A 19,665-nucleotide genomic window follows, 5' to 3' on the forward strand; every position below is an offset into this window, starting at 1 on the left:
GAATGGGAGCGGGACGTGTTTCAACGTTCCCTTTTCCCGTTTTTATTCTATAAAACGGTGGTGGAGACAGATGAAAACAGAACAAACACCATGGTGGAAAAAAGCTGTGGTCTATCAAATTTATCCGAAAAGCTTTAACGATACGACGGGAAACGGTGTCGGCGATCTGAACGGCATTATTGAAAAGCTTGATTACTTAAAAACACTTCAGGTGGATGTGCTATGGCTGACACCGATTTATGATTCTCCGCAGCATGATAATGGGTACGATATTCGCGATTATTACTCGATTTATCCTGAATATGGGACGATGGAGGATTTTGAGCGGTTACTGTCCGAAGCCCATAAAAGGGGCCTGAAAGTCGTCATGGATCTTGTCGTCAATCATACATCAACAGAGCACAAATGGTTTCAAGAGGCGATTTCGTCAAAAGACAGCCCGTACCGTGATTTTTATATATGGAAAAACCCGCAAGAAAACGGTTCTGTTCCGACAAACTGGGAATCGAAATTCGGCGGCTCGGCATGGGAGCTTGACGAAGCGTCGGGCCAATATTATTTGCATCTGTTTGATGTGACGCAGGCTGATTTGAATTGGGAAAATGAAGAGGTCAGAAAGCATGTCTATGACATGATGCATTTTTGGTTTGAAAAGGGAATAGACGGCTTCAGGCTGGATGTCATCAACCTGATTTCTAAAGAACAGCGCTTTCCGGATGCGGAAGACGGAGGCGATGGCCGTTCCTTTTATACTGACGGACCGCGGGTGCATGAATTTCTGCATGAAATGAACGAAAAGGTGTTTTCACATTACAACAGTATGACGGTCGGTGAGATGTCTTCAACGACCGTAGACCATTGTATCCGGTATACGAATCCTGACAATAAAGAACTTGATATGACATTCAGCTTCCATCATCTCAAGGTTGACTATCCAAACGGGGAAAAGTGGGCCTTGGCACCTTTTGACTTTTTGAAGCTGAAAGAGATCTTATCCGAGTGGCAGACGGGGATGCACGCTGGAGGGGGATGGAACGCTCTGTTTTGGTGCAATCACGATCAGCCGCGCGTTGTATCTAGGTATGGGGATGACGGCGCGTACAGGGTGAAATCGGCGAAAATGCTCGCTACCGCCATTCATATGATGCAGGGCACGCCTTATATTTATCAGGGCGAGGAGCTGGGAATGACGAATCCGAAGTTTGCAGACATCAGCTCCTATCGGGATGTCGAATCACTGAACATGTATCAAGCCTTTAAGGAAAAAGGAATGCCCGACCAAGAGATCACAGCAATTTTACAGGCGAAATCCCGCGACAACTCTAGAACGCCTGTTCAGTGGGATGATACGGAGAATGGCGGTTTTACAACGGGTACGCCATGGATACCGGTTTCCGGCAACTATAAGGAAATCAATGCCGAAGCGGCGTTGAAGGATCAGAACTCGGTGTTTTACCATTATCAAAAATTGATTCAGATTCGAAAAAGGTATGACATTGTGACAGAGGGGACGTATGAGTTAATCGCAAAGGATGATCCGAACGTTTTTGCGTATCTCAGACACGGCAACAATGAAAAGCTGCTCGTCATCAATAATTTTTACGGGACGGAGGCAGCCTTTACTCTGCCGGACTCTTTAGCGCCTGACGAGTGGAAGGCAGAGGTGCTGTTGACGAACGATAATGTGAGGGAAGGGCTGCAGAACATGACGCTTCGTCCGTATGAGTCCATTGTTTATCGTTTAACGAAACCGTGTTAAACTAAGCTGGGTGGTCCATAATGAAGGTGAATAAATTCATCACAATCTATAAAGACATTGCACAGCAAATTGAAGGCGGCCGATGGAAAGCGGAGGGGATTCTTCCGTCTGAACATGAGTTGGCCGCACAGTATGATACATCAAGAGAAACGGTCCGAAAGGCGCTTCACATGCTTGCGCAAAACGGCTATATTCAGAAAATCAGAGGGAAGGGCTCTGTTGTTCTCAACCGTGAAAAAATGCAGTTTCCCGTCTCGGGTCTTGTCAGCTTCAAGGAGCTCGCGCAAACGCTTGGCAAGGAAACGAAAACAACTGTACACAAATTCGGGCTGGAGCCTCCGTCAGAGCTGATCCAAAAACAGCTCCGTGCTAAACCGGATGACGACATCTGGGAAGTCATCAGGTCTAGAAAAATTGACGGAGAACATGTGATTTTGGACAAGGATTACTTTTTCAGAAAGCATGTGCCTCACCTGACGAAAGAAATTTGTGAAAACTCCATATATGAATATATTGAAGGAGAGCTGGGTCTTTCGATCAGTTATGCCCAAAAAGAAATTGTTGCCGAGCCATGTACGGATGAGGACAGGGAGTTGCTCGATTTACGCGGCTATGACCATATGGTCGTGGTGAGAAACTACGTCTTTTTAGAAGATACGAGTCTGTTTCAATATACGGAAAGCAGACACCGTCTCGACAAATTCCGGTTTGTTGATTTTGCGCGGCGGGGAAAATGAGAAGGCGCCTGCCTGCGGCAGGGCGCTTTTTTTGTTTGGTATCAAAATTGATACTATCCAACAAAAATGTGCGTACTTTTACTTTTTATCATAATGGCTACAATAGAGATGAGAGTAACCATAAGGAGAGGTGTAAAATATGGCAGATGTAAAGAAACAAATTCTAGATGCATACCATTTCAGACATGCGACAAAGGAATTTGACCCAAATAAAAAAGTATCAGACAGTGATTTTGAATTTATTTTAGAAACAGGAAGACTGTCTCCGAGCTCACTCGGCCTTGAGCCTTGGAAGTTTGTCGTCGTCCAAAATCCGGAGTTTCGCGAGAAGCTTCGCGAATATACTTGGGGCGCGCAAAATCAGCTTCCGACAGCAAGCCATTTCGTTCTGATTCTTGCACGTACTGCGAAGGATATCAAATACGATGCGGACTACATCAAACGTCATTTAAAAGAAGTAAAACAAATGCCTCAAGACGTATACGAAGGCTATTTAAGCAAAACAGAAGAATTCCAGAAAAACGATTTGCATTTGCTTGAAAGTGACAGAACATTGTTTGACTGGGCATCAAAACAAACCTATATTGCGCTTGGCAACATGATGACTGCCGCTGCGCAAATCGGCGTTGATTCCTGCCCTATCGAAGGCTTCCAGTATGATCACATTCATCGCATTCTTGAAGAAGAAGGCCTTCTGGAAAACGGAAGCTTCGACATTTCTGTGATGGTGGCATTCGGCTACCGTGTACGAGACCCTCGTCCGAAAACAAGATCTGCTGTTGAAGATGTTGTGAAGTGGGTCTAAAAAAGAAAGCTGCTCGCTTAACGAGCAGCTTTTTTTTATGCCTGATTCGCTTTATTCTGTTTTCTTCTCTGATGTAAGTACAATGCCGTTCCGAGCGCGCTGATCAGAAAACCGGCCAAGAGGATCGAGTACATGGATGTAGCTGTGTCCGGAAGCAAGCCGCCGGTAGGGCTGTCCGTTCCTGATCCACCTGATCCGTTTCCTCCAGAGCCGTTTGTCGGTTCGGTGCCAGGAGGTGTATCATTTCCTCCTCCGTTTCCGTCAGTCGGCTGTTTTCCGCCTGGTTTGTCGGAGCCTCCGCCATTGCTGCCGTCATCACCGCCTGTCGGCTGATCGGACGGAAATGCCGGCGGTTTGTTGTTTTCACCGGAATTTAGGATCGTGTATTCGCTGAAGTGGTTTGTATATCCTGTCACGATATCATCGTCAACTGATCCGTTTTCTGTCTTTGTGAAAGCTTTCTTTTTCCGGTCGACGTGGTAAATGGCAGGGTTATGAGCTTCTTCAATATCAAACATGCGAAGCGAAAGCTGAACGGGCTCCTTAAATGATTTTATTTCTTTTCCTTTTTGTTTTACTGTAAAGTCATATACATCTCCAATGGACACGTCCAATTCACCGGTAGATTTGATTCCAATTGCAGTGTCTGCGGTTTTGAGGTTCGCCATTGGCAGTTTCATGCTGTACCAGTAGTTGAAGACCGTCAATGAAGGATCTGACTCTCTTTCTTTCAAAAGTTTGACCTGATCTTTATTTACTTTAAGATTGATAGGTTTCTCTTGAGATCCTTCGGATGTTTCATAATAGACAAACGGGGTGTTGGCATTTTTAGCATAAATCGCAAATTTGTCTTCATCGAGTGTCCAACTGCCGTCCTTCTGCTTTGTCGGCAGGAATATTTCCTTGATGCGTCCTTCGATTTTAGGAGACACCTTGTTTCCTAGTTTTTTCAGCTGTTCGGTGAAAATCTCGTAATCAACGTAGCCAAGGTCTTCACCATGGGATGCCTCCGTAAAGACAGAGTATCCGTCTCCTCCGGCGCCGACAAAATTATTCGTTGCCACGCGGTAGGTATTGTCAGGATCAAGATTAACTGTTTTTCCGTCACGCGATTCCAATTTGACTTCAAGAACACGGTGTCCAGGTTCCTTGTTTAATGTAAACGTATACTGGATTCCGGCCACCTGAGGGAAGGCGCCGCCTCCGTTTTCCACATTGCTTAAACCTTGTTCAAGAGCTTCTTTAATTTGTTTTCCGGTCAAATCTGCCACATAAAGTGTGTTGCCGAAAGGCATCACGTTCAGCACCTCGCCGAGTGTGATATCGCCTTTGTCAATTCCGGCTCTGATGCCTCCGCCATTTGTGATCGCGATTCTGGCGCCGGCTGCTTCTTTCGCTTTTGCAAGCATGCCGTCCGCGATGAAGTTTCCGAGGTTCGTTTCCTTCGTTCGCACATGCTCACGCTGGCCGTCAAGCGCCACATCCGTGTAGCCGACTTTTTCATTTTTAACGTCCTCTAATTCATTTTTGAACTGATCAAGCTCTTTTTTTGCTTCTGCGTTTTCTTCTGTATGTTCATCAATTGGCAGCACGTTCAGATTTGATTTGTCTGTTTGCACAACGCCGTTTTCATCAAATACGACATCGACACGTCCCAAGTATTGGCCGTATTCTTTTGCCTGCGCTACAATCGTCGGCTCTTCGTCGTTGTTCACGATCTCCATTTTGTCAACGAGGGTATGGGTGTGTCCGCCGATGATCAAGTCAATGCCTTTTACTTTTTTGGCCAGCTCAAGATCGCGGTTATGCCCGATATGGGTTAAAGCGATAATTTTGTTTACTTTTTCTTCTTCCTGAATCGTTTTGACAGTGTTTTGAGCTGTTTCAAAAGCATCATGAAATACGATGCTTTTGCCCGGGCTTGATGTGGTGGCAGTATCTTCGGTTGTCAGTCCGAATACGGCGACTTTCTCACCGTCAACATCTAACAGAATGTAAGGGTGGATGCCGGGCTCTTTCTTTTCACCTGCCGTAAAGGTTTGCGGCTTTTTGACATATGGTGCCAGCTTAGGCTCATTTGACACATCTACGTTAGCGCTGACGAACGGAAATTCAGGTGCTTCAAAGTGATAGCGGTTCGCCGGGTCGACGGTTGTGCTGTTTCCGCTGAGAAAATCAGAAAGCACTGTCGGCCCTTTATCAAACTCGTGGTTTCCGAAGGTCATGGCGTCATAGCCCATCATGTTCATCAATTTCAAATCGGCTAAACCGTTCCATTTTGTGAAATACAGGTCGCCGGAAAATACATCTCCCGCATCAAGGAGAATATTGTGGTCTGTTTCGTTTCGTACTTCGTTGATTTTCGTCATTCGTCTTGCTGCGTCATCAAGGTGGGCATGCGTATCATTGGTGTGCATGACAGTCAAATCCCACAGTCCGTCTTTAGGAGGCTCAGGGTTTGAATCATCGTCAAATTGCAGCTTGTACATTCCATAGCCTTCATTCGCCGACTCGCCTACATAAGCAACATCGTCTGCTTTATCGGCAAATGGCTTAGCCAAAAGCGAGGATTCAAACGTTAAATTCGTGCCGGAAACAGGCGCGATTGACCAGTTGTTGTCTGCTTTTGGATTGACTGTTTTTTGTTCAATAATGTAATCCATCAGCACCTGTCTGTTTTCAACCGCGGAGCCGTGGACAATCTTATCGCTCGTCAGGTGTGGAAAACCGCCGCCTCCGGACGCACGATAATTATTGGTGACGACGAGAAATTCCTGGTTCGGGCTGATTGGTTTGCCTTCATAGGAAAGGTTGATGATCCGGGATGAATTCGCGTTGATCACTTTTCCGCTCTCATCGTATTTCGCCGGTTTTGTCACATCTACCTGATATGTGACACCGTCAATCACATCAAAATTATAGGAGCGGAAATTGTCATTCAGCAAGGCTTGATCGCCGCCTTTTGATGGATCAATCTCATTGAATTGGCCTGCTGACATCTCAAGCCAGTCCTTAACCTCGCTTCCAGTCAGTTTGACGATCTGAACGGAATTGTCGTATAGATACAAGTCACCGACATTTTTTATGGCAAGATCTCCGGCCGGAATGTTTGTATAGTAATTGGCTCCGTTTCTGCCGCCTGCTTTAAACGGCGCTCCAGCGGACAAAATTGGGAGGTCCTTGTACTCGGTATCCTTCATTTCCTTTTCGGCGTACCATTTTTGCGCGTCAGTCACGATCTGAATGGAAGGGTCATCCTTGACCTGTGCAAAGAAGCTATTAATATCGGCTTCTGTTTTGCCGACTGGTTTTCGGACATATTCCAATGTATTTTGGTGTGTTTGCTGAATGGTGTTTGTAACGGTTTCGTTTCGGGATGTGACAGTGCCGGCAATGGATTCAATACTGCCTTTGGAATCTGCCACCTTCCAAGATCCGTCCGTTTTTTCGAGTTTAAGGTCAATCACGCCTAAGTATTTGCCCCAGCTGCTCGGCATGACGACAGGAATGCCGTTAATCATTCCTTTTTCAACATCGAATTGAGAAACACCTGCATACTCAGCGGAAGGAAACAGTCCGTGCTGATGGCCCGAGATAATCGCGTCAATGCCTTTCGTTTTGGTGGCAAGATCAAACACGGCGTTTTCTGCTCCTGACGATTGCGCCTGCTTTTCAATGCCGGAGTGGGCGAGGGCAATGATGACATCTGCGCCTTCCGCCTTCATTTTCGGGATCGTTTCATTGGCGGATTCTACGATATCCTGCACCTGAACCCGCCCCTCAAGATTCTTTTTGTCCCACGTCATGATTTGCGGCGGGACAAAGCCTATGTAGCCAATCTTCACTTTCTGCTCATTGCCGTTTTCGTCAGTGACGGTTTTTTCTTTTATGACATACGGCGTATAACGGTTTTCACCGCTTGTTGTTTTGACGTTGGCATTTACAATCGGGAAATCGGCTCCTTTGATCGTGCCGTCTAGAAAGTCGAGCCCATAGTTGAATTCATGGTTCCCCAGTGTGCCGGCATCGTATTTCAGCGCATTCATGACGCTGATGATGGGATGGGTTTTCGCGCCGGAGATAATGTCGTCTTTTTCATATTTCACCGCGTATTCGCCCAGCGGATTCCCTTGAATCAAGTCGCCGTTATCAACGAGCAGGGTGTTTGGGTTTTGCTCGCGGTGCTTTTGGATCAGCTGTGCTGTTCTTGCCAGCCCGAAATCCGTTGTCTCTTTGTCGCTGTAGTAATCGTAATCCATCATGTTGGCATGAATATCAGTCGTGGCCAAAATACTCAGTTGTACCTGAGGAGCCGCGCTTTCTTCTGCATGAATGGGTGGTGTTGGGAGGATTAGGCTAAATATCATAATTGGGGGCAAAAGAATACGGAGAATGTTACCGACGTGTGTTCGTCTTTTCTGTATTCTCACCAGTTCTCCACCTTTCAACGAAATTTGTGTTACAGCTACTATTGTAAGAATATTTTGTAACTATTTGTAGGTGTTTCTTTATGATTATTGTAAAAGGGAGAAAAATGAGTATTATGTAATAGCATCAAACGACATATGCTGGGTATTTTTGCTTATCGTTTGTTCAGATCTGCGGAATGTTTACTTTAGTGTGGCTGGGGTAGAGTGTTTTATGTAGTCATATTAAGCGGGAGGTTATGAATGATGGGGAAAAAAATTGCAGTTGTTTTAACAGATTATTTTGAGGACAGCGAGTACACTGAACCTGCGAAAGCATTTAAAGAAGCGGGGCATGAACTGACCGTCATCGAAAATGAAAAAGGAAAAACAGTAAAAGGCAAGCAGGGGAACGCGGAAGTGACAGTTGACGCGTCCATTGACGACGTCAACCCTTCAGACTTCGATGCGCTTTTGATTCCCGGAGGATTTTCACCAGACCAGCTTCGCGCTGACGACCGTTTCGTCCAGTTTACCAAAGCGTTTATGACTGACAAGAAACCGGTATTCGCGATTTGCCACGGCCCGCAGCTCTTAATTAATGCGAAAACACTCGATGGCCGAAAAGCGACAGGCTATACATCGATTCGCGTAGATATGGAAAACGCGGGTGCCGACGTTGTGGACCAGGAAGTGGTCGTTTGCCAGGATCAATTAGTCACAAGCCGCACACCGGATGATATTCCGGCGTTTAATCGTGAATCGTTGGCATTGCTTGAGAAATAAGAAAAACGGACGCCTAGGAGCGTCCGTTTTTTGTTGATTACAGCCTAGCATCTGCCGGAGCACCCGTCAGTTTCTTGTACCTGTAATACAAGAAGGCGGCTGCAGCTGTGCCGATGACGGCAATGCAGAAGTCAAACATAAAGATATGGGCGATGCCTCCCGCTTTTGCGATAAGCCCGGTGGCAATCGGCAGCACAATCGACGCGATGCTTGAAGCGGTGGCTACAATTCCGGTAACGGTTCCTTTTCGCTTCCAGAAAAGCTCTGTCATTAATGTAATGGTAATTTGAAACACACCCGCGGTTGAAAAGCCTAAGAAAAAGGCGGTGATGCCGAGCACAACCGGCACATGAACCGTCAGCATGACTGCAAGCGTACATAAAGTAATAACAGGATATAAGAGCGTAATCATAACGGGCTTTACCCATCTGTTCAGCAAAACGGCTAATAGTAAAACGGATGTCAGAGATCCTATGCTGTAATAGCTCAGCAATTGCACGGATGCTGCTTCAGCTAAACCGGCTGCATTTTGCGCGTAGCTCGGAAGCCAGATTTGAGAAACCGTAAATAATGCCGTGGATGTAAAACCGATAATGATCAATGCGGTGCCTTCTTTCTGAAAAACGGGTTCAGACAAGAAAGCGGGAGACTCTTGTTGGCCGCTGTTAGTTGGTTTCTGTCTCTTAGGAAACGAAAGCGTTGATAGATAAACGATATTCAGCGCATAGACTGCTGCCGGCAGATAAAAAGCAAAACCGTAAAACAGGCTGTTGTCTGCTAAAAAAGTGATGAAAAGCGGCAAAAGTGCGGCCCCGACAGACATAAAGGCTTTGACCAGAACATTCGCCGAGCCGGAAGCAGCCGGGAAGAGCTCGGTTAGTGCCGGATATGTTCCAGCATCCATCGCTGAATTTGCGACTCCGGCTAATAAGGCAAACACAAACGCCAGTTCATAGCTCGGTGATAAAGGAATACCGACTAAAAAGACGGCCATAATTCCAGCAGAGGCGACCACAAGCGGCTTTCTGCCGATTTTATCTGATAAAACGCCAGAAATGCCGTATGTCAGCAGCTTGCCGAAGCCGATAGCGGCAATGACATAACTGATGCCGGTTGGGTCCGTATTCCATTGTTCCGTTAATGAGGACATATTGGACGCGAGAATGATGTTGACCATCCCCAGAAAGAAGTAGTTGATATACATTCCGGATGCTGTTTTGATAGGTGTCGTTTGCATGCTTGTACTCCTTCAAATCTTATTCGAACTTTGTCATCACAGGCATTCTTTACCGGTCAAATAGCGTAAAGCGAGGGCGCCCTGCCACAGTATCATGTTTGGCAGCCTGTATCTTCCGATTGTAAAAATAAAGTGAATGACGCCTGTTTTAAGGAAATTTGGTTTTGGGACAATGATAAAAAAGACTCGCCGAGTTTTCGGCCAGTCTCATTTATTTACGAAGTGAGGCTAGTTCTTGAGCAATCGCCTGCATTTCACTAGGGCTGAATGATTGTTTTTTCATCACCATGCTGTGAAGGTATGTGAGGTCTTCGATCTTTTCATCACTGAAATCCTCCGCTTTAATCACGCCGACGTTCAGCATGTTCAGTTTTTGGGAAATCTCTTCAATCATTTGAGTTAATGTTTCTGTATTTGGGCTGGACAAATGGTTCCATCCTTTCTTTACGCGATATTCGGTATGTTTATTTTAACAGAATTCGATCAGAAAAAAACCCTATTCTAATAGCTGCTGTTGATTTCAAAAAAGTGGAGACATCAGTTGAAAAGGAAATGAACATCCTACTAAGATATTCATGAAGGTTTCTTTTTAAAGAAATATGGGCAAAGAATAGGGAGGTTACACAATATGATCAGCGTGTTATTTGTTTGTTTAGGAAACATTTGCCGGTCTCCGATGGCAGAAGCGATTTTTCGGGACTTGGCAGCCAAAAAAGGATTAGAGGGGAAAATCAAGACGGACTCAGCCGGTATCGGCGGCTGGCACATCGGCAATCCGCCCCATGAAGGAACGCGGGAGATATTGCAGAGAGAAGGAATCAGCTTTGAGGGCATGCTGGCGCGGCAAGTCAGCGAACAGGATCTGGCCGATTTTGATTACATCATTGCGATGGATGCAGAAAATATCGGGAGCCTCAGAAGCATGGCGGGCTTTAAGAACACGTCGCATATCAAAAGGCTGTTGGACTATGTTGAAGATTCAGATCTGGCTGACGTTCCCGATCCTTACTACACAGGGAACTTTGAAGAGGTCTGCCAATTAATCAAATCGGGCTGTGAGCATCTGCTTGCATCCATTCAAAAAGAAAAACAATTGTGAGTGAAAGGAGAATTTGCATGAACAACGAACGTTTAATGTTGAAAGGGATATTTCTCGGAGCTGCGGCAGGTGCGGCGTTATCACTGCTCCATAAGCCGACAAGACAGGCATGCGGCATGAGATGGCTGACATGCAAGCATAAACTTTCACTGTACAAAAGCAATCCGGAGCTGTTGAAAAACACCGTCATCACAAAAATGGATGAGGCCAAGAAGCTGGCCCAAACGCTGTCAGATGAAGTCGGTTTTGTGAATCAGCAGGTGAAAGAGCTGAAGAAAGCTACACCGCAAGTGATGGAGCTCGTACAAGAAACGAAAGAGCATTTTTCAAAAAAATGATAAATAGGCGAGGTGAGACGACATGAATTTTTTGAAAGAGCTTTTCAGCAGATACACCCTTCATGAAGGGCAAAGCAAATCAGCGGAACTGGCGTATTTCTTTCTATTGTCGTTGTTTCCGTTTTTGATTTTTATGCTGACGCTCACCGCGTATCTTCCGATTTCTACTAATGATGTTCTGGGAGTTGTAAAACAATATGCTCCAGACAGCGCGATGTCCCTCGTTGAATCCATTACCCAGCAAACCTTAAATAATCGAAATGGCGGCTTGCTGTCATTCGGGATTATCGCGGCTTTATGGTCTGCGTCTAATGGAATGAATGCCATCGTCCGATCATTAAACCACGCGTATGAAGTGGAGGAAAACCGCTCTTTTATCATTGTTCGTCTAACCTCAATTTTTCTGACAATTGCCATGGTATTTACGATTTTAGTGGCCTTGCTACTGCCGGTATTCGGCCGGGAGATTGGAAGGCTCGCTTCCGACTTTGTCGGCGCGTCGGATCTGTTTCTATCGATTTGGGCCGCAATTCGCTGGGGTGTCAGCCCGGTCGTGCTGCTGATCGTTTTTTCCGCCCTGTATGTGATTGCACCGAACAAAAAACTGTCCCTTCGGTTTGTCATGCCGGGTGCGGTGTTTGCGACCATCGGCTGGATCGTTGTCAGCACTCTGTTTTCGTTTTACGTCAGCACATTTGCCAACTATAGTGCCACATATGGAAGCATCGGGGGAATCATCGTCCTGATGATTTGGTTTTACTTGAGCGGCATTTTAATTATCCTTGGGGGAGAAATCAACGCTCTTTTACATAAACGTAAAAAGCTTCCTGATGAAAATCCCTACAATTAGCGCACTCTATAAATGAACTTCGGTTCAAAATGAAGTCGGGGGGCTATCGTGATGACCAAGCATACGAAAAAAGGCGGAAGCCATAACAAACAAAATTCGAAAAGCAAATCGAGCCATAAAACAAGCGGAAGCGCCAACGGACAAAACGGCTACCATTAGCACAAAAGCCTCCTGACGTCATGTCAGGGGGCTTTTTGATGATTAGGAAGATGAAGAATAGGTTTCGGCTGGTGACCAGCTTTTCGGTTTGCCCAGCACAAGGGCCAGCCACACACCACTTAGCGTGAGGGTAATGAAATAAAACAAGTTTGCGCTTTCAAATGTCTGCATATACCAGCCGCCGGCAATTGGGCCGAGGATGCTGCCGAGACTGAATGTAATGCCGCAAAGCAGGTTACCCGCCGGCAGCAGGTGAGGCGGAAGCAGATCTGTCATATAGCTGATGCCAAGTGTAAAGGTTGATCCGACTGCCATTCCCGCAATAAAAAAACAGCAGCCGATGACGTAAGGCAAAGGGAAAACACCAGCGATGAAAAAGCACAGTGCCCCTGTCAGCAAAATCACAAGCAGCACATTCCGCCGCCCGTATTTATCGCTGAGGATGCCGAGCGGAAACTGAAAGATTATGCTCCCAATCGCAAATGCGGGAAGAATCAGTGCCACTGCATCTACAGATATCCCCAAACGGAGCGCATACACCGGAAAGCTTCCGTTTAGTGCTGTCTCCAGAAAGCCGTAGCCAAATGTAGGCATAAAGGCAACCCATCCAAACAGCATGGCTTGATAAAACCGCTTGAAACTATTGTCTAATTTGGTTTCGTGAGGACTGGTTTCCGGGTATGCATTTTGTAGAAAGAAAACAAAAAGCCACGCAAACAGACTGAAGCAGCCGGACACAATAAAAGGCAGCGCCGGGCTCAGCTTGACTAGCGGAACCATGAACGGGCCCGCGGCAAAGCCAAGGCCGAAGGAAAGCCCGTAAATAGACAAATTTCTTCCGCGATTTTGTTTTGATGACATGGAGGTCACCCACGTTTGCGTAGAAAAGTGAAGCATGTGGTCGCCAATTCCGATAAACAAGCGAAGCAGGAACCAGATCCAAACCGACTGAAGCCAAATAAAACCGAACAAGCTTACAATCACAATGCTCCCGCCAATGACGATCAGCGGCTTGAATCCAAGCTTTCTGAGCGGCGCTTCCATAAATGGCGAGGCCAAAAGCACGCCGATATACAGTCCGGTCGCGTGCAGGCCATTGATGGCGGCCGATTCCCCATTTGTTTCAAAAATGATCGAGATGACAGGCAGCAGCATGCCTTGTGAAAACCCGGAAATGGAAACGAGCAAAACAAGGATAAAGAAATGAAATCGTGACATCGTGTTTTTCTCCTTATGTGGAATCTATGTTGATCGTACAATGATTTCCAAAAGCAGGCAACATGAAAAAAGCCTCTATCACAGGTAAACATTTGAACTCGTGTAATCATGATGATTTTTGTGAAGAATAAAAATAAAACAAGTCATATAAAAGGAGTCATTTCACCATGAATCGTATCTTTTTTATTTTAGTAGCGGCTGGGATTCCGCTTTCTGTGATCGGCAGTTTCATGCATTGGCCTTCTGCCATTCTCTTTGCAGTGTATTGCGTAACGATTATCGCACTTGCAAGCTATATGGGGAGGGCGACAGAATCGCTGTCCATCATCGCAGGGCCGCGGATCGGAGGGTTGTTGAACGCCACCTTCGGAAATGCGGTTGAGCTGATCATTTCCATTTTTGCATTAAAGGAAGGCTTGACCGGGATCGTGCTTGCCTCTTTAACCGGTTCAGTGCTGGGGAACTTGCTGCTGGTAGCGGGCCTATCGTTTTTTGTCGGCGGTTTAAAATTTAAGCGGCAGGAATTTAATATCCATGATGCCCGCCATAATTCCGGTCTTTTGATTTTTGCCATCATCGTCGCTTTTGTGATTCCGGAGGTATTCTCCGTTGGTATGGGTGACGTGAGCAAGCTTAATTTAAGCATCGGGATCAGCATCATTTTGATTCTGTTGTATGTGGCTGCTCTGTACTTTAAACTCGTTACACACCGCGGTGTTTATCAGCCGAACAATGCCGCCCAGCATGTGGAAGAAGAGGAGCCGGAATGGTCAGGCAAGGTTGCTACGATTGTCTTGTTTGCGGCAACGATTGCCGTGGCATACATATCGGAAAACCTGGTGCACACATTCCACTCGGTGGCTGAACAGTTCGGCTGGAGCGAGCTGTTTATTGGTGTCATCATCGTTGCGATTGTCGGTAATGCCGCGGAGCACGCGTCAGCCATCATTATGGCCTATAAAAATAAAATGGATATTGCGGTTGAAATCGCAGTCGGCTCGACGCTGCAGATTGCTATGTTTGTCGCGCCGGTTCTCGTCATCTGTTCCATCTTTTTCCCAGTAAGCATGCCGCTAGTGTTTACACTGCCGGAGCTCGTTGCGATGGTATCAGCCGTTCTCTTGATGATCGCCATTTCGAATGACGGCGATTCCAACTGGTTTGAAGGAGCGACACTGCTCGCCGCCTATGTCATTATGGCGATCGGCTTTTTCCTTCTATAACCTGAAAAAATGATGGATAACAACAAAGCGGGATGAAAAGACTAAGGGAAAATGCCATAGAAAGAGTGATATAATGAAAAAGCTATTTCATTCCACACTTATTGTGTTGTTATTCTTTAGTTTTTTCGGCGTTCAGCCCATCCACGCGAAAAAGCAGTTTAAGGTTCCTAATTCTGTTGCAAGCATCTCGAAGGAAAACACGTATCCGAATGCTTCACAGGATCAGCCGATGCTTCAGCCGAGCAAGCTGGCAAAGGAATTACTCGATCATTCTGAGGTGAAGATTGAAAACCCGCACCTTATCAAAATGCTGAATGAATCCAACATATCCGGCACACCGCTTGCAGTCGGCTACCGGGCAACAATATTTCTCGGAAAATGGGCGCTCGGCTATGAATCAAATGAAACAGTTGCGAACTGGGAATATAAAAAAATCAACACAAACCGCGCAGATAACCGCGGCGGGAAAGAAACGGCTGAAATGCATTATGCCCAAGAACAGCAATACAAAGTAAAGGGCGGCCTAACAGCTAAGGTTCCAAATGCGGAAGATGTCAAAAGCATGATGATGCTGAAGGCGATGAAAAAAACGAACCTTCCGCTTGCATTTGATACAGTCGTTGGAGCGGGTACAAAGCGGGATCAAATTTATAAAGTCGCTCCTAAAAAACTAGGTTATCTAAATGCATATGCACCTGCTGTGAATGAAAAAGGAAAAGTGACTTACGGAGAAGTGTACTTAGTGTTGAAAGGGAATAAACGAAAACTTGTCGTGAAAAATGTCACGTCACAGGGAATCGGAGCCTGGATTCCGGTACAAGACCACGTCACATTTAGCTTTCAGCTTTCCTCGCAGCCAAGATAAACAAAAAACTGATTCCAACTTGGAATCAGTTTTTTTATTTATTGCGTTCTTTCGATTCTGACCGCTTCCTCAAGCATTTGCACATTGTTTTGGTACAGCTGGCGAACGAGAACCCGTCTTACAGCAAGGCTGGCGCTGAAATAATCGTCATCTTTCACCATGCCTTTTACCGTAAATTCGACGCCGCGATTGATTTTATTCAATGCGGTGATCCCATGGATTTGAAACGGTTCTGTCGGATTGCCGAATTCATCCAGCTTCAATGAATCCCGAAGCTCTTCATTCAGCATGTCACATGCTTCCCCTAACACACTGTACACGCGGTCTGGATCTTCTTTAAAGCTGATGAGAAAGGATTCGGTAATCCGCATAAAATCGATATTATAGTTCTCTATCTGTCTGACCTCGCCGTTGCTGATGGTGAGCAGCTTCCCGCTCCATTCCCGGATTTGCAGCGAGCGAAGGCCGATTTCCTCCACAGTCCCGTTAAACAAATTGTTGACGGTGACATAATCGCCTTTGTGCAGCTGGCGTTCATAAATTAAGAACACACCCGCCAGCACATCCTTAATCAGCGATTGGGCGCCAAAACCGATGACGATACCGGCTACGCCAGCTCCAGCTAATATTTTGCCGAAATCATGGACAAATAAAGAAATAACGTAAAAGATAAAACCAATCGTCGCTGTATACTGGGTGACAGAACGGATAAGGCTTTCAATTGTTTTTTCTTTTCTTTCTTCGATAAAGTCAGTCCGTTTAAAAAATAGCTGTACCAGCCGGTTGATGATAAAGACACCGATCCAAAGGATAACGGCGACGAGGAGAATATCGACGATTTTATTCTGAAAAATCTCCGTGAGTGTTTCTTCCATCCGCATCTAACTCCTGGCTTGACGTTTTGAGAAATCTGTATCTTGATAATAACTGTTTTTGACGAGAACATTCGGCCCGAGGCATCGGACATTCGGACAGTGGCAATTCAGCTCTTTCGCAAGCTTGGTGTCTCTCCATTTTTCATAGGCGGAAGGGAGGCTGTCCGTCTGAATATTGCCAAGCGGCGGTGTATCGCCGAAATCGGTCACGATAATGTTTCCGTCGAAAATGTTCACATTCAGGCGGGAACGGCCGTCAGGATCATTTCTCACCGTGACGTTTTTCGCCGCGCGAAGCCGGCGAAGCAGCTTTTGATCGTCTTCGTTCTGACTGCAGGCATAAAACGGAAGTGTTCCGAACAGCATCCACGTATTTTCATCACGAATATCCAGCAAGCGGTGAATGGCCTGTCTCATCTCTTTCAGGCTGAGAGATTCAAGAGCGCTTGCGAAATCGCTCGGATACATCGGATGGACTTCGTGACGCTGACATTTCATATCTTCTGTGATTTGGCGGTGAATATGCTCGATATGCGGAAGTGTGCGTTTGTTTAGCATCGTTTCCGCAGATACCATTACACCGGCATCGACTAACGTGCGGCTGTTTTCGATCATTTTTTCAAAATAGCGCGCGCGCTGTTCGAAGGTCGGTTTTCTGTCCATCATGGCAAAACCGATCTCGGCAAAATCCTCCACTGTACCCCAGTTATGAGAAATATGCAGGACATCAAGATACGGAATGATCCATTCGTATCGATCAATATCAAGGGTCAGGTTGGAATTGATCTGCGTCCGCACACCCCGCTCGTGGGCGTATTTCAATAATGGAACGACATATTCCTTTACTGATTTTAACGAAAGCATTGGCTCTCCGCCTGTAATGCTGATGGATCTCAGGCGCGGGATTTCTTCCAGCCGTTTTAACAGAAGATCTATTGGCAGAGCATTGGGGTCTTTAGGCTGCAATGTATAGCCTACAGCGCAATGCTCGCATCTCATATTGCACAGTGTCGTCGTTGTGAATTCAACGTTTGTCAGCTGCATGTCTCCATACTGGTCAACATCCATATAGGCTTCCCAAGGATCAAACTCAGGTGTAATCGGACGCAGCTTCGTGTTTTGTGTCATGACTATCTAACTCCTTTATAAATGGGGCATACTAACGCTGCCAACAGTTAATTTTAGACCTGATTAGTCAAGATCGCAAGTAGCGCAGTGATTGAAAAACGGCAAAAAATGAGCTACGATAATAAAAAATGAATGGAGGAACAGAATGGGGAACGCCGTAAACAATAAGGATCAGCAGATTGATTATTTAAAGAACAGACTTGACATGTTTATGAACGTCATCGATTCATTAGACCCTGAAGCAACCGACGTTGAAGATATAGATAGGCTCATCAGCATGCTTGATGACCTGGAAGCCAAATATGAACGCTTTAAAAAAGACTGGGAATAAAACCGCGCGCCCGCCGCGGTTTTTTGTTTGGCATAAAGCGTCAGTATAAAACGAAGCGCCTTTCTGTAAAATAAGAAAAAATGCAGAAGGAGCGCTGGCCATGAAATGGATGTGTTCAATATGCTGTGCCGCCGTCTTGCTTGCCGGGGGCGCAGCACAGGCGGAAGCGGTGCCGAATGAGCCGATTAACTGGGGCTTTAAACGAAGTGTCAATCATCAGCCGCCTGATGCCGGGAAGCAGCTGAACAGTTTAGTTGAAAAATATGACGCATTTTATCTAGGCAATACAAAGGAAAAAACGATTTACTTAACGTTTGATAACGGCTATGAAAATGGCTATACGCCAAAAGTGCTTGATGTCTTAAAAAAACATCGCGTAACAGGAACATTTTTTGTCACAGGCCATTTCGTAAAGGATCAGTCTGAGCTGATTAAACGAATGTCAGATGAAGGCCATATTATCGGTAACCATTCCTTTCACCATCCGGATTTAACGACAAAAACGGCTGATCAAATTCAGGACGAACTTGATTCCGTCAACGAAGAGGTCTATAAAATTACAGGAAAACAGGACAATCTGTATCTGCGCCCGCCGCGCGGCGTGTTCAGTGAATACGTGCTGAAAGAAACGAAACGCTTAGGTTATCAAACCGTTTTCTGGTCGGTTGCTTTTGTTGATTGGAAAATCAACAACCAAAAGGGGAAGAAATATGCCTACGACCATATGATCAAGCAGGCGCACCCAGGAGCCATTTACCTGCTTCACACCGTATCAAGGGACAATGCCGAAGCACTGGATGATGCGATCACAGACCTGAAAAAACAAGGCTACACATTTAAAAGCCTTGATGATTTAATGTTTGAGAAAGAAATGAAGCTGCCGTCTTTGTAACGAGAAGAGCCTCTCCTTAAATGGAGAGGCTTTCTTATTATTTTATACATTTAATCAGTGCAGCCCAATCCAGATCTCCGAAGCCTTTTTCAATCCCGCCTTCAAAATGGCTCTTGGCCAGCTCGGCAAGAGGGAGGTTTGCAGAGACCTGTTTTGCGGCGGCGAGTGCCAGATTGGTATCCTTCAGCCCTAAAGACATTTTGAAACCGGCTGGCTCAAAATTCTGCTCGGCCATGATGGTTCCGTAATTTTGATAGACAGGAGAGCCAAAGAGCGCGCTGGCGATTTCTAAAAATTGTTTTTGTTCTAGGCCGTACTTTTCCATCAGTAAGAATGATTCAGATAATGCCTCAAGCATAGACACGAGCAAGAAATTGATGCTGATTTTGGCCGCATTTGCAGTCTTGCTTTCTTCGCCGACATCAAATACCTGCTGGCTTAGGCTGTCGAGCAGTGGCTTGGCGGTTTGCTTCGCTTCCGCCGGTCCGGCTGTTATGATGCGGAGCGCGGCTTTGGCGGCGGCGTCCGGTCTTCCGAGCACAGGAGCGGCGAGGAAGGATTGTTCTTTCTCCGCATGAGCCGCTGCGAGCTTTTCTGAGAACTCAACACTGATCGTGCTCATCGAAATGTGAATGCCGTTCTTGGCTAATCCTTTAATCAGTCCGTCTTCTCCGAATGTCACTGCGCTGACAGAATCGTCATCTGAAAGCATCGTTATGACAATATCAGCGGACTCTGCCGCCTGTCGCGGCGTGTCAGCTGCCTGTACACCTTCTGTTATAAATTCCTCCGTCTTTTGTTTCGTCCGATTATAAACAGTCAATTCATAGCCTGCCTGAAGCACGTTTCGGGCAATGGGCTGTCCCATATTGCCGAGTCCGATAACAGCGATTTTCAATCAGATCACTCCCTGAACATTTTTTCCATTATAAACAAAATGAACTTTATATGCATGGT

Annotated in this window: 18 protein-coding genes; 11 read left to right on the forward strand and 7 right to left on the reverse strand. The window is 46.0% G+C overall.

The window, feature by feature from the left end:
• Positions 1–70 precede the first annotated feature (70 nt).
• The 3 genes from treC (at position 71) to M0696_RS04425 (ending at position 3,301) form a co-directional block, all read left to right on the forward strand.
• Positions 71–1,759, forward strand: a complete 1,689-nt coding sequence (gene treC / locus M0696_RS04415; protein ID WP_166853909.1) for an alpha,alpha-phosphotrehalase — start codon at positions 71–73, stop codon at positions 1,757–1,759.
• A 20-nt stretch (positions 1,760–1,779) separates the two neighbouring features.
• Positions 1,780–2,496, forward strand: coding sequence for a trehalose operon repressor (gene treR / locus M0696_RS04420; RefSeq protein WP_166853908.1), 717 nt, complete (start codon positions 1,780–1,782; stop codon positions 2,494–2,496).
• 139 nt (positions 2,497–2,635) lie between these two features.
• Positions 2,636–3,301 carry an NAD(P)H-dependent oxidoreductase gene (locus M0696_RS04425; protein ID WP_222143793.1) on the forward strand — a complete coding sequence of 222 codons (666 nt, stop codon included), beginning with the start codon at positions 2,636–2,638 and terminating at the stop codon, positions 3,299–3,301.
• A gap of 35 nt (positions 3,302–3,336) precedes the next feature.
• Here M0696_RS04425 and M0696_RS04430 read toward each other — a convergent pair whose 3' ends face one another.
• A complete protein-coding gene (locus M0696_RS04430; protein ID WP_222143794.1) occupies positions 3,337–7,731 on the reverse strand; it encodes a multifunctional 2',3'-cyclic-nucleotide 2'-phosphodiesterase/3'-nucleotidase/5'-nucleotidase in 4,395 nt (1,464 codons plus the stop codon).
• 243 nt (positions 7,732–7,974) lie between these two features.
• Here M0696_RS04430 and yfkM point away from each other — a divergent pair, with 243 nt between their 5' ends.
• Positions 7,975–8,493, forward strand: a complete 519-nt coding sequence (gene yfkM / locus M0696_RS04435) for a general stress protein 18 (RefSeq protein WP_222143846.1) — start codon at positions 7,975–7,977, stop codon at positions 8,491–8,493.
• 37 nt (positions 8,494–8,530) lie between these two features.
• On the opposite strand, the gene M0696_RS04440 is transcribed toward yfkM, so the two are convergent.
• Together M0696_RS04440 and M0696_RS04445 are read right to left on the reverse strand one after the other, a co-directional pair.
• Positions 8,531–9,730 (reverse strand): MFS transporter, encoded by a 1,200-nt coding sequence (locus M0696_RS04440; RefSeq protein ID WP_222143795.1) that lies wholly within the window; start codon positions 9,728–9,730, stop codon positions 8,531–8,533.
• A gap of 211 nt (positions 9,731–9,941) precedes the next feature.
• Positions 9,942–10,157, reverse strand: a complete 216-nt coding sequence (locus M0696_RS04445) for a DUF1128 domain-containing protein (protein ID WP_003223104.1) — start codon at positions 10,155–10,157, stop codon at positions 9,942–9,944.
• A 201-nt stretch (positions 10,158–10,358) separates the two neighbouring features.
• Here M0696_RS04445 and yfkJ point away from each other — a divergent pair, with 201 nt between their 5' ends.
• From yfkJ to M0696_RS04460, 3 genes are read left to right on the forward strand one after another with little or no spacing between them, the layout of a single operon-like run.
• On the forward strand, positions 10,359–10,829 hold the full coding sequence (yfkJ, locus tag M0696_RS04450; RefSeq protein ID WP_166853904.1) for a protein-tyrosine-phosphatase: 471 nt from the start codon (positions 10,359–10,361) through the stop codon (positions 10,827–10,829).
• Positions 10,830–10,846: 17 nt separating this feature from the next.
• A complete protein-coding gene (locus M0696_RS04455) occupies positions 10,847–11,167 on the forward strand; it encodes a hypothetical protein (RefSeq protein ID WP_166853903.1) in 321 nt (106 codons plus the stop codon).
• Between the two features lie 22 nt (positions 11,168–11,189).
• Positions 11,190–12,017 carry a YihY family inner membrane protein gene (locus M0696_RS04460; RefSeq protein ID WP_166853902.1) on the forward strand — a complete coding sequence of 276 codons (828 nt, stop codon included), beginning with the start codon at positions 11,190–11,192 and terminating at the stop codon, positions 12,015–12,017.
• A gap of 201 nt (positions 12,018–12,218) precedes the next feature.
• Here the strand turns inward: M0696_RS04460 and M0696_RS04465 are convergent, their stop codons facing one another.
• A complete protein-coding gene (locus tag M0696_RS04465; protein WP_166853901.1) occupies positions 12,219–13,394 on the reverse strand; it encodes an MFS transporter in 1,176 nt (391 codons plus the stop codon).
• 167 nt (positions 13,395–13,561) lie between these two features.
• On the opposite strand from M0696_RS04465, the gene cax reads away from it, so the two are divergent.
• A complete protein-coding gene (cax, locus tag M0696_RS04470) occupies positions 13,562–14,617 on the forward strand; it encodes a calcium/proton exchanger (protein ID WP_166853900.1) in 1,056 nt (351 codons plus the stop codon).
• Between the two features lie 70 nt (positions 14,618–14,687).
• Positions 14,688–15,482, forward strand: a complete 795-nt coding sequence (locus M0696_RS04475; protein WP_166854708.1) for a YfkD famly protein — start codon at positions 14,688–14,690, stop codon at positions 15,480–15,482.
• 38 nt (positions 15,483–15,520) lie between these two features.
• Here the strand turns inward: M0696_RS04475 and mscC are convergent, their stop codons facing one another.
• Together mscC and yfkAB are read right to left on the reverse strand one after the other, a co-directional pair.
• A complete protein-coding gene (gene mscC / locus M0696_RS04480; RefSeq protein ID WP_166853899.1) occupies positions 15,521–16,363 on the reverse strand; it encodes a mechanosensitive ion channel protein MscC in 843 nt (280 codons plus the stop codon).
• The gene (gene yfkAB / locus M0696_RS04485; protein ID WP_222143796.1) at positions 16,364–17,485 is read right to left on the reverse strand and encodes a radical SAM/CxCxxxxC motif protein YfkAB; all 1,122 of its coding nucleotides are present in this window, start codon (positions 17,483–17,485) and stop codon (positions 16,364–16,366) included. It abuts the gene before it with no gap.
• Positions 17,486–17,630: 145 nt separating this feature from the next.
• On the opposite strand from yfkAB, the gene M0696_RS04490 reads away from it, so the two are divergent.
• Complete coding sequence (locus M0696_RS04490) at positions 17,631–17,816, forward strand: SE1561 family protein (protein WP_003223132.1); 186 nt, start codon at positions 17,631–17,633, stop codon at positions 17,814–17,816.
• 100 nt (positions 17,817–17,916) lie between these two features.
• On the forward strand, positions 17,917–18,708 hold the full coding sequence (gene pdaA, locus M0696_RS04495; protein ID WP_222143797.1) for a delta-lactam-biosynthetic de-N-acetylase: 792 nt from the start codon (positions 17,917–17,919) through the stop codon (positions 18,706–18,708).
• A gap of 37 nt (positions 18,709–18,745) precedes the next feature.
• Here pdaA and M0696_RS04500 read toward each other — a convergent pair whose 3' ends face one another.
• Positions 18,746–19,606: an NAD(P)-dependent oxidoreductase gene (locus M0696_RS04500; RefSeq protein ID WP_222143798.1), complete on the reverse strand. Its 861-nt coding sequence runs from the start codon at positions 19,604–19,606 to the stop codon at positions 18,746–18,748.
• Positions 19,607–19,665 lie beyond the last annotated feature (59 nt).

Source organism: Bacillus rugosus, assembly GCF_023238245.1.
In the GTDB taxonomy this organism is placed as follows: domain Bacteria; phylum Bacillota; class Bacilli; order Bacillales; family Bacillaceae; genus Bacillus; species Bacillus rugosus.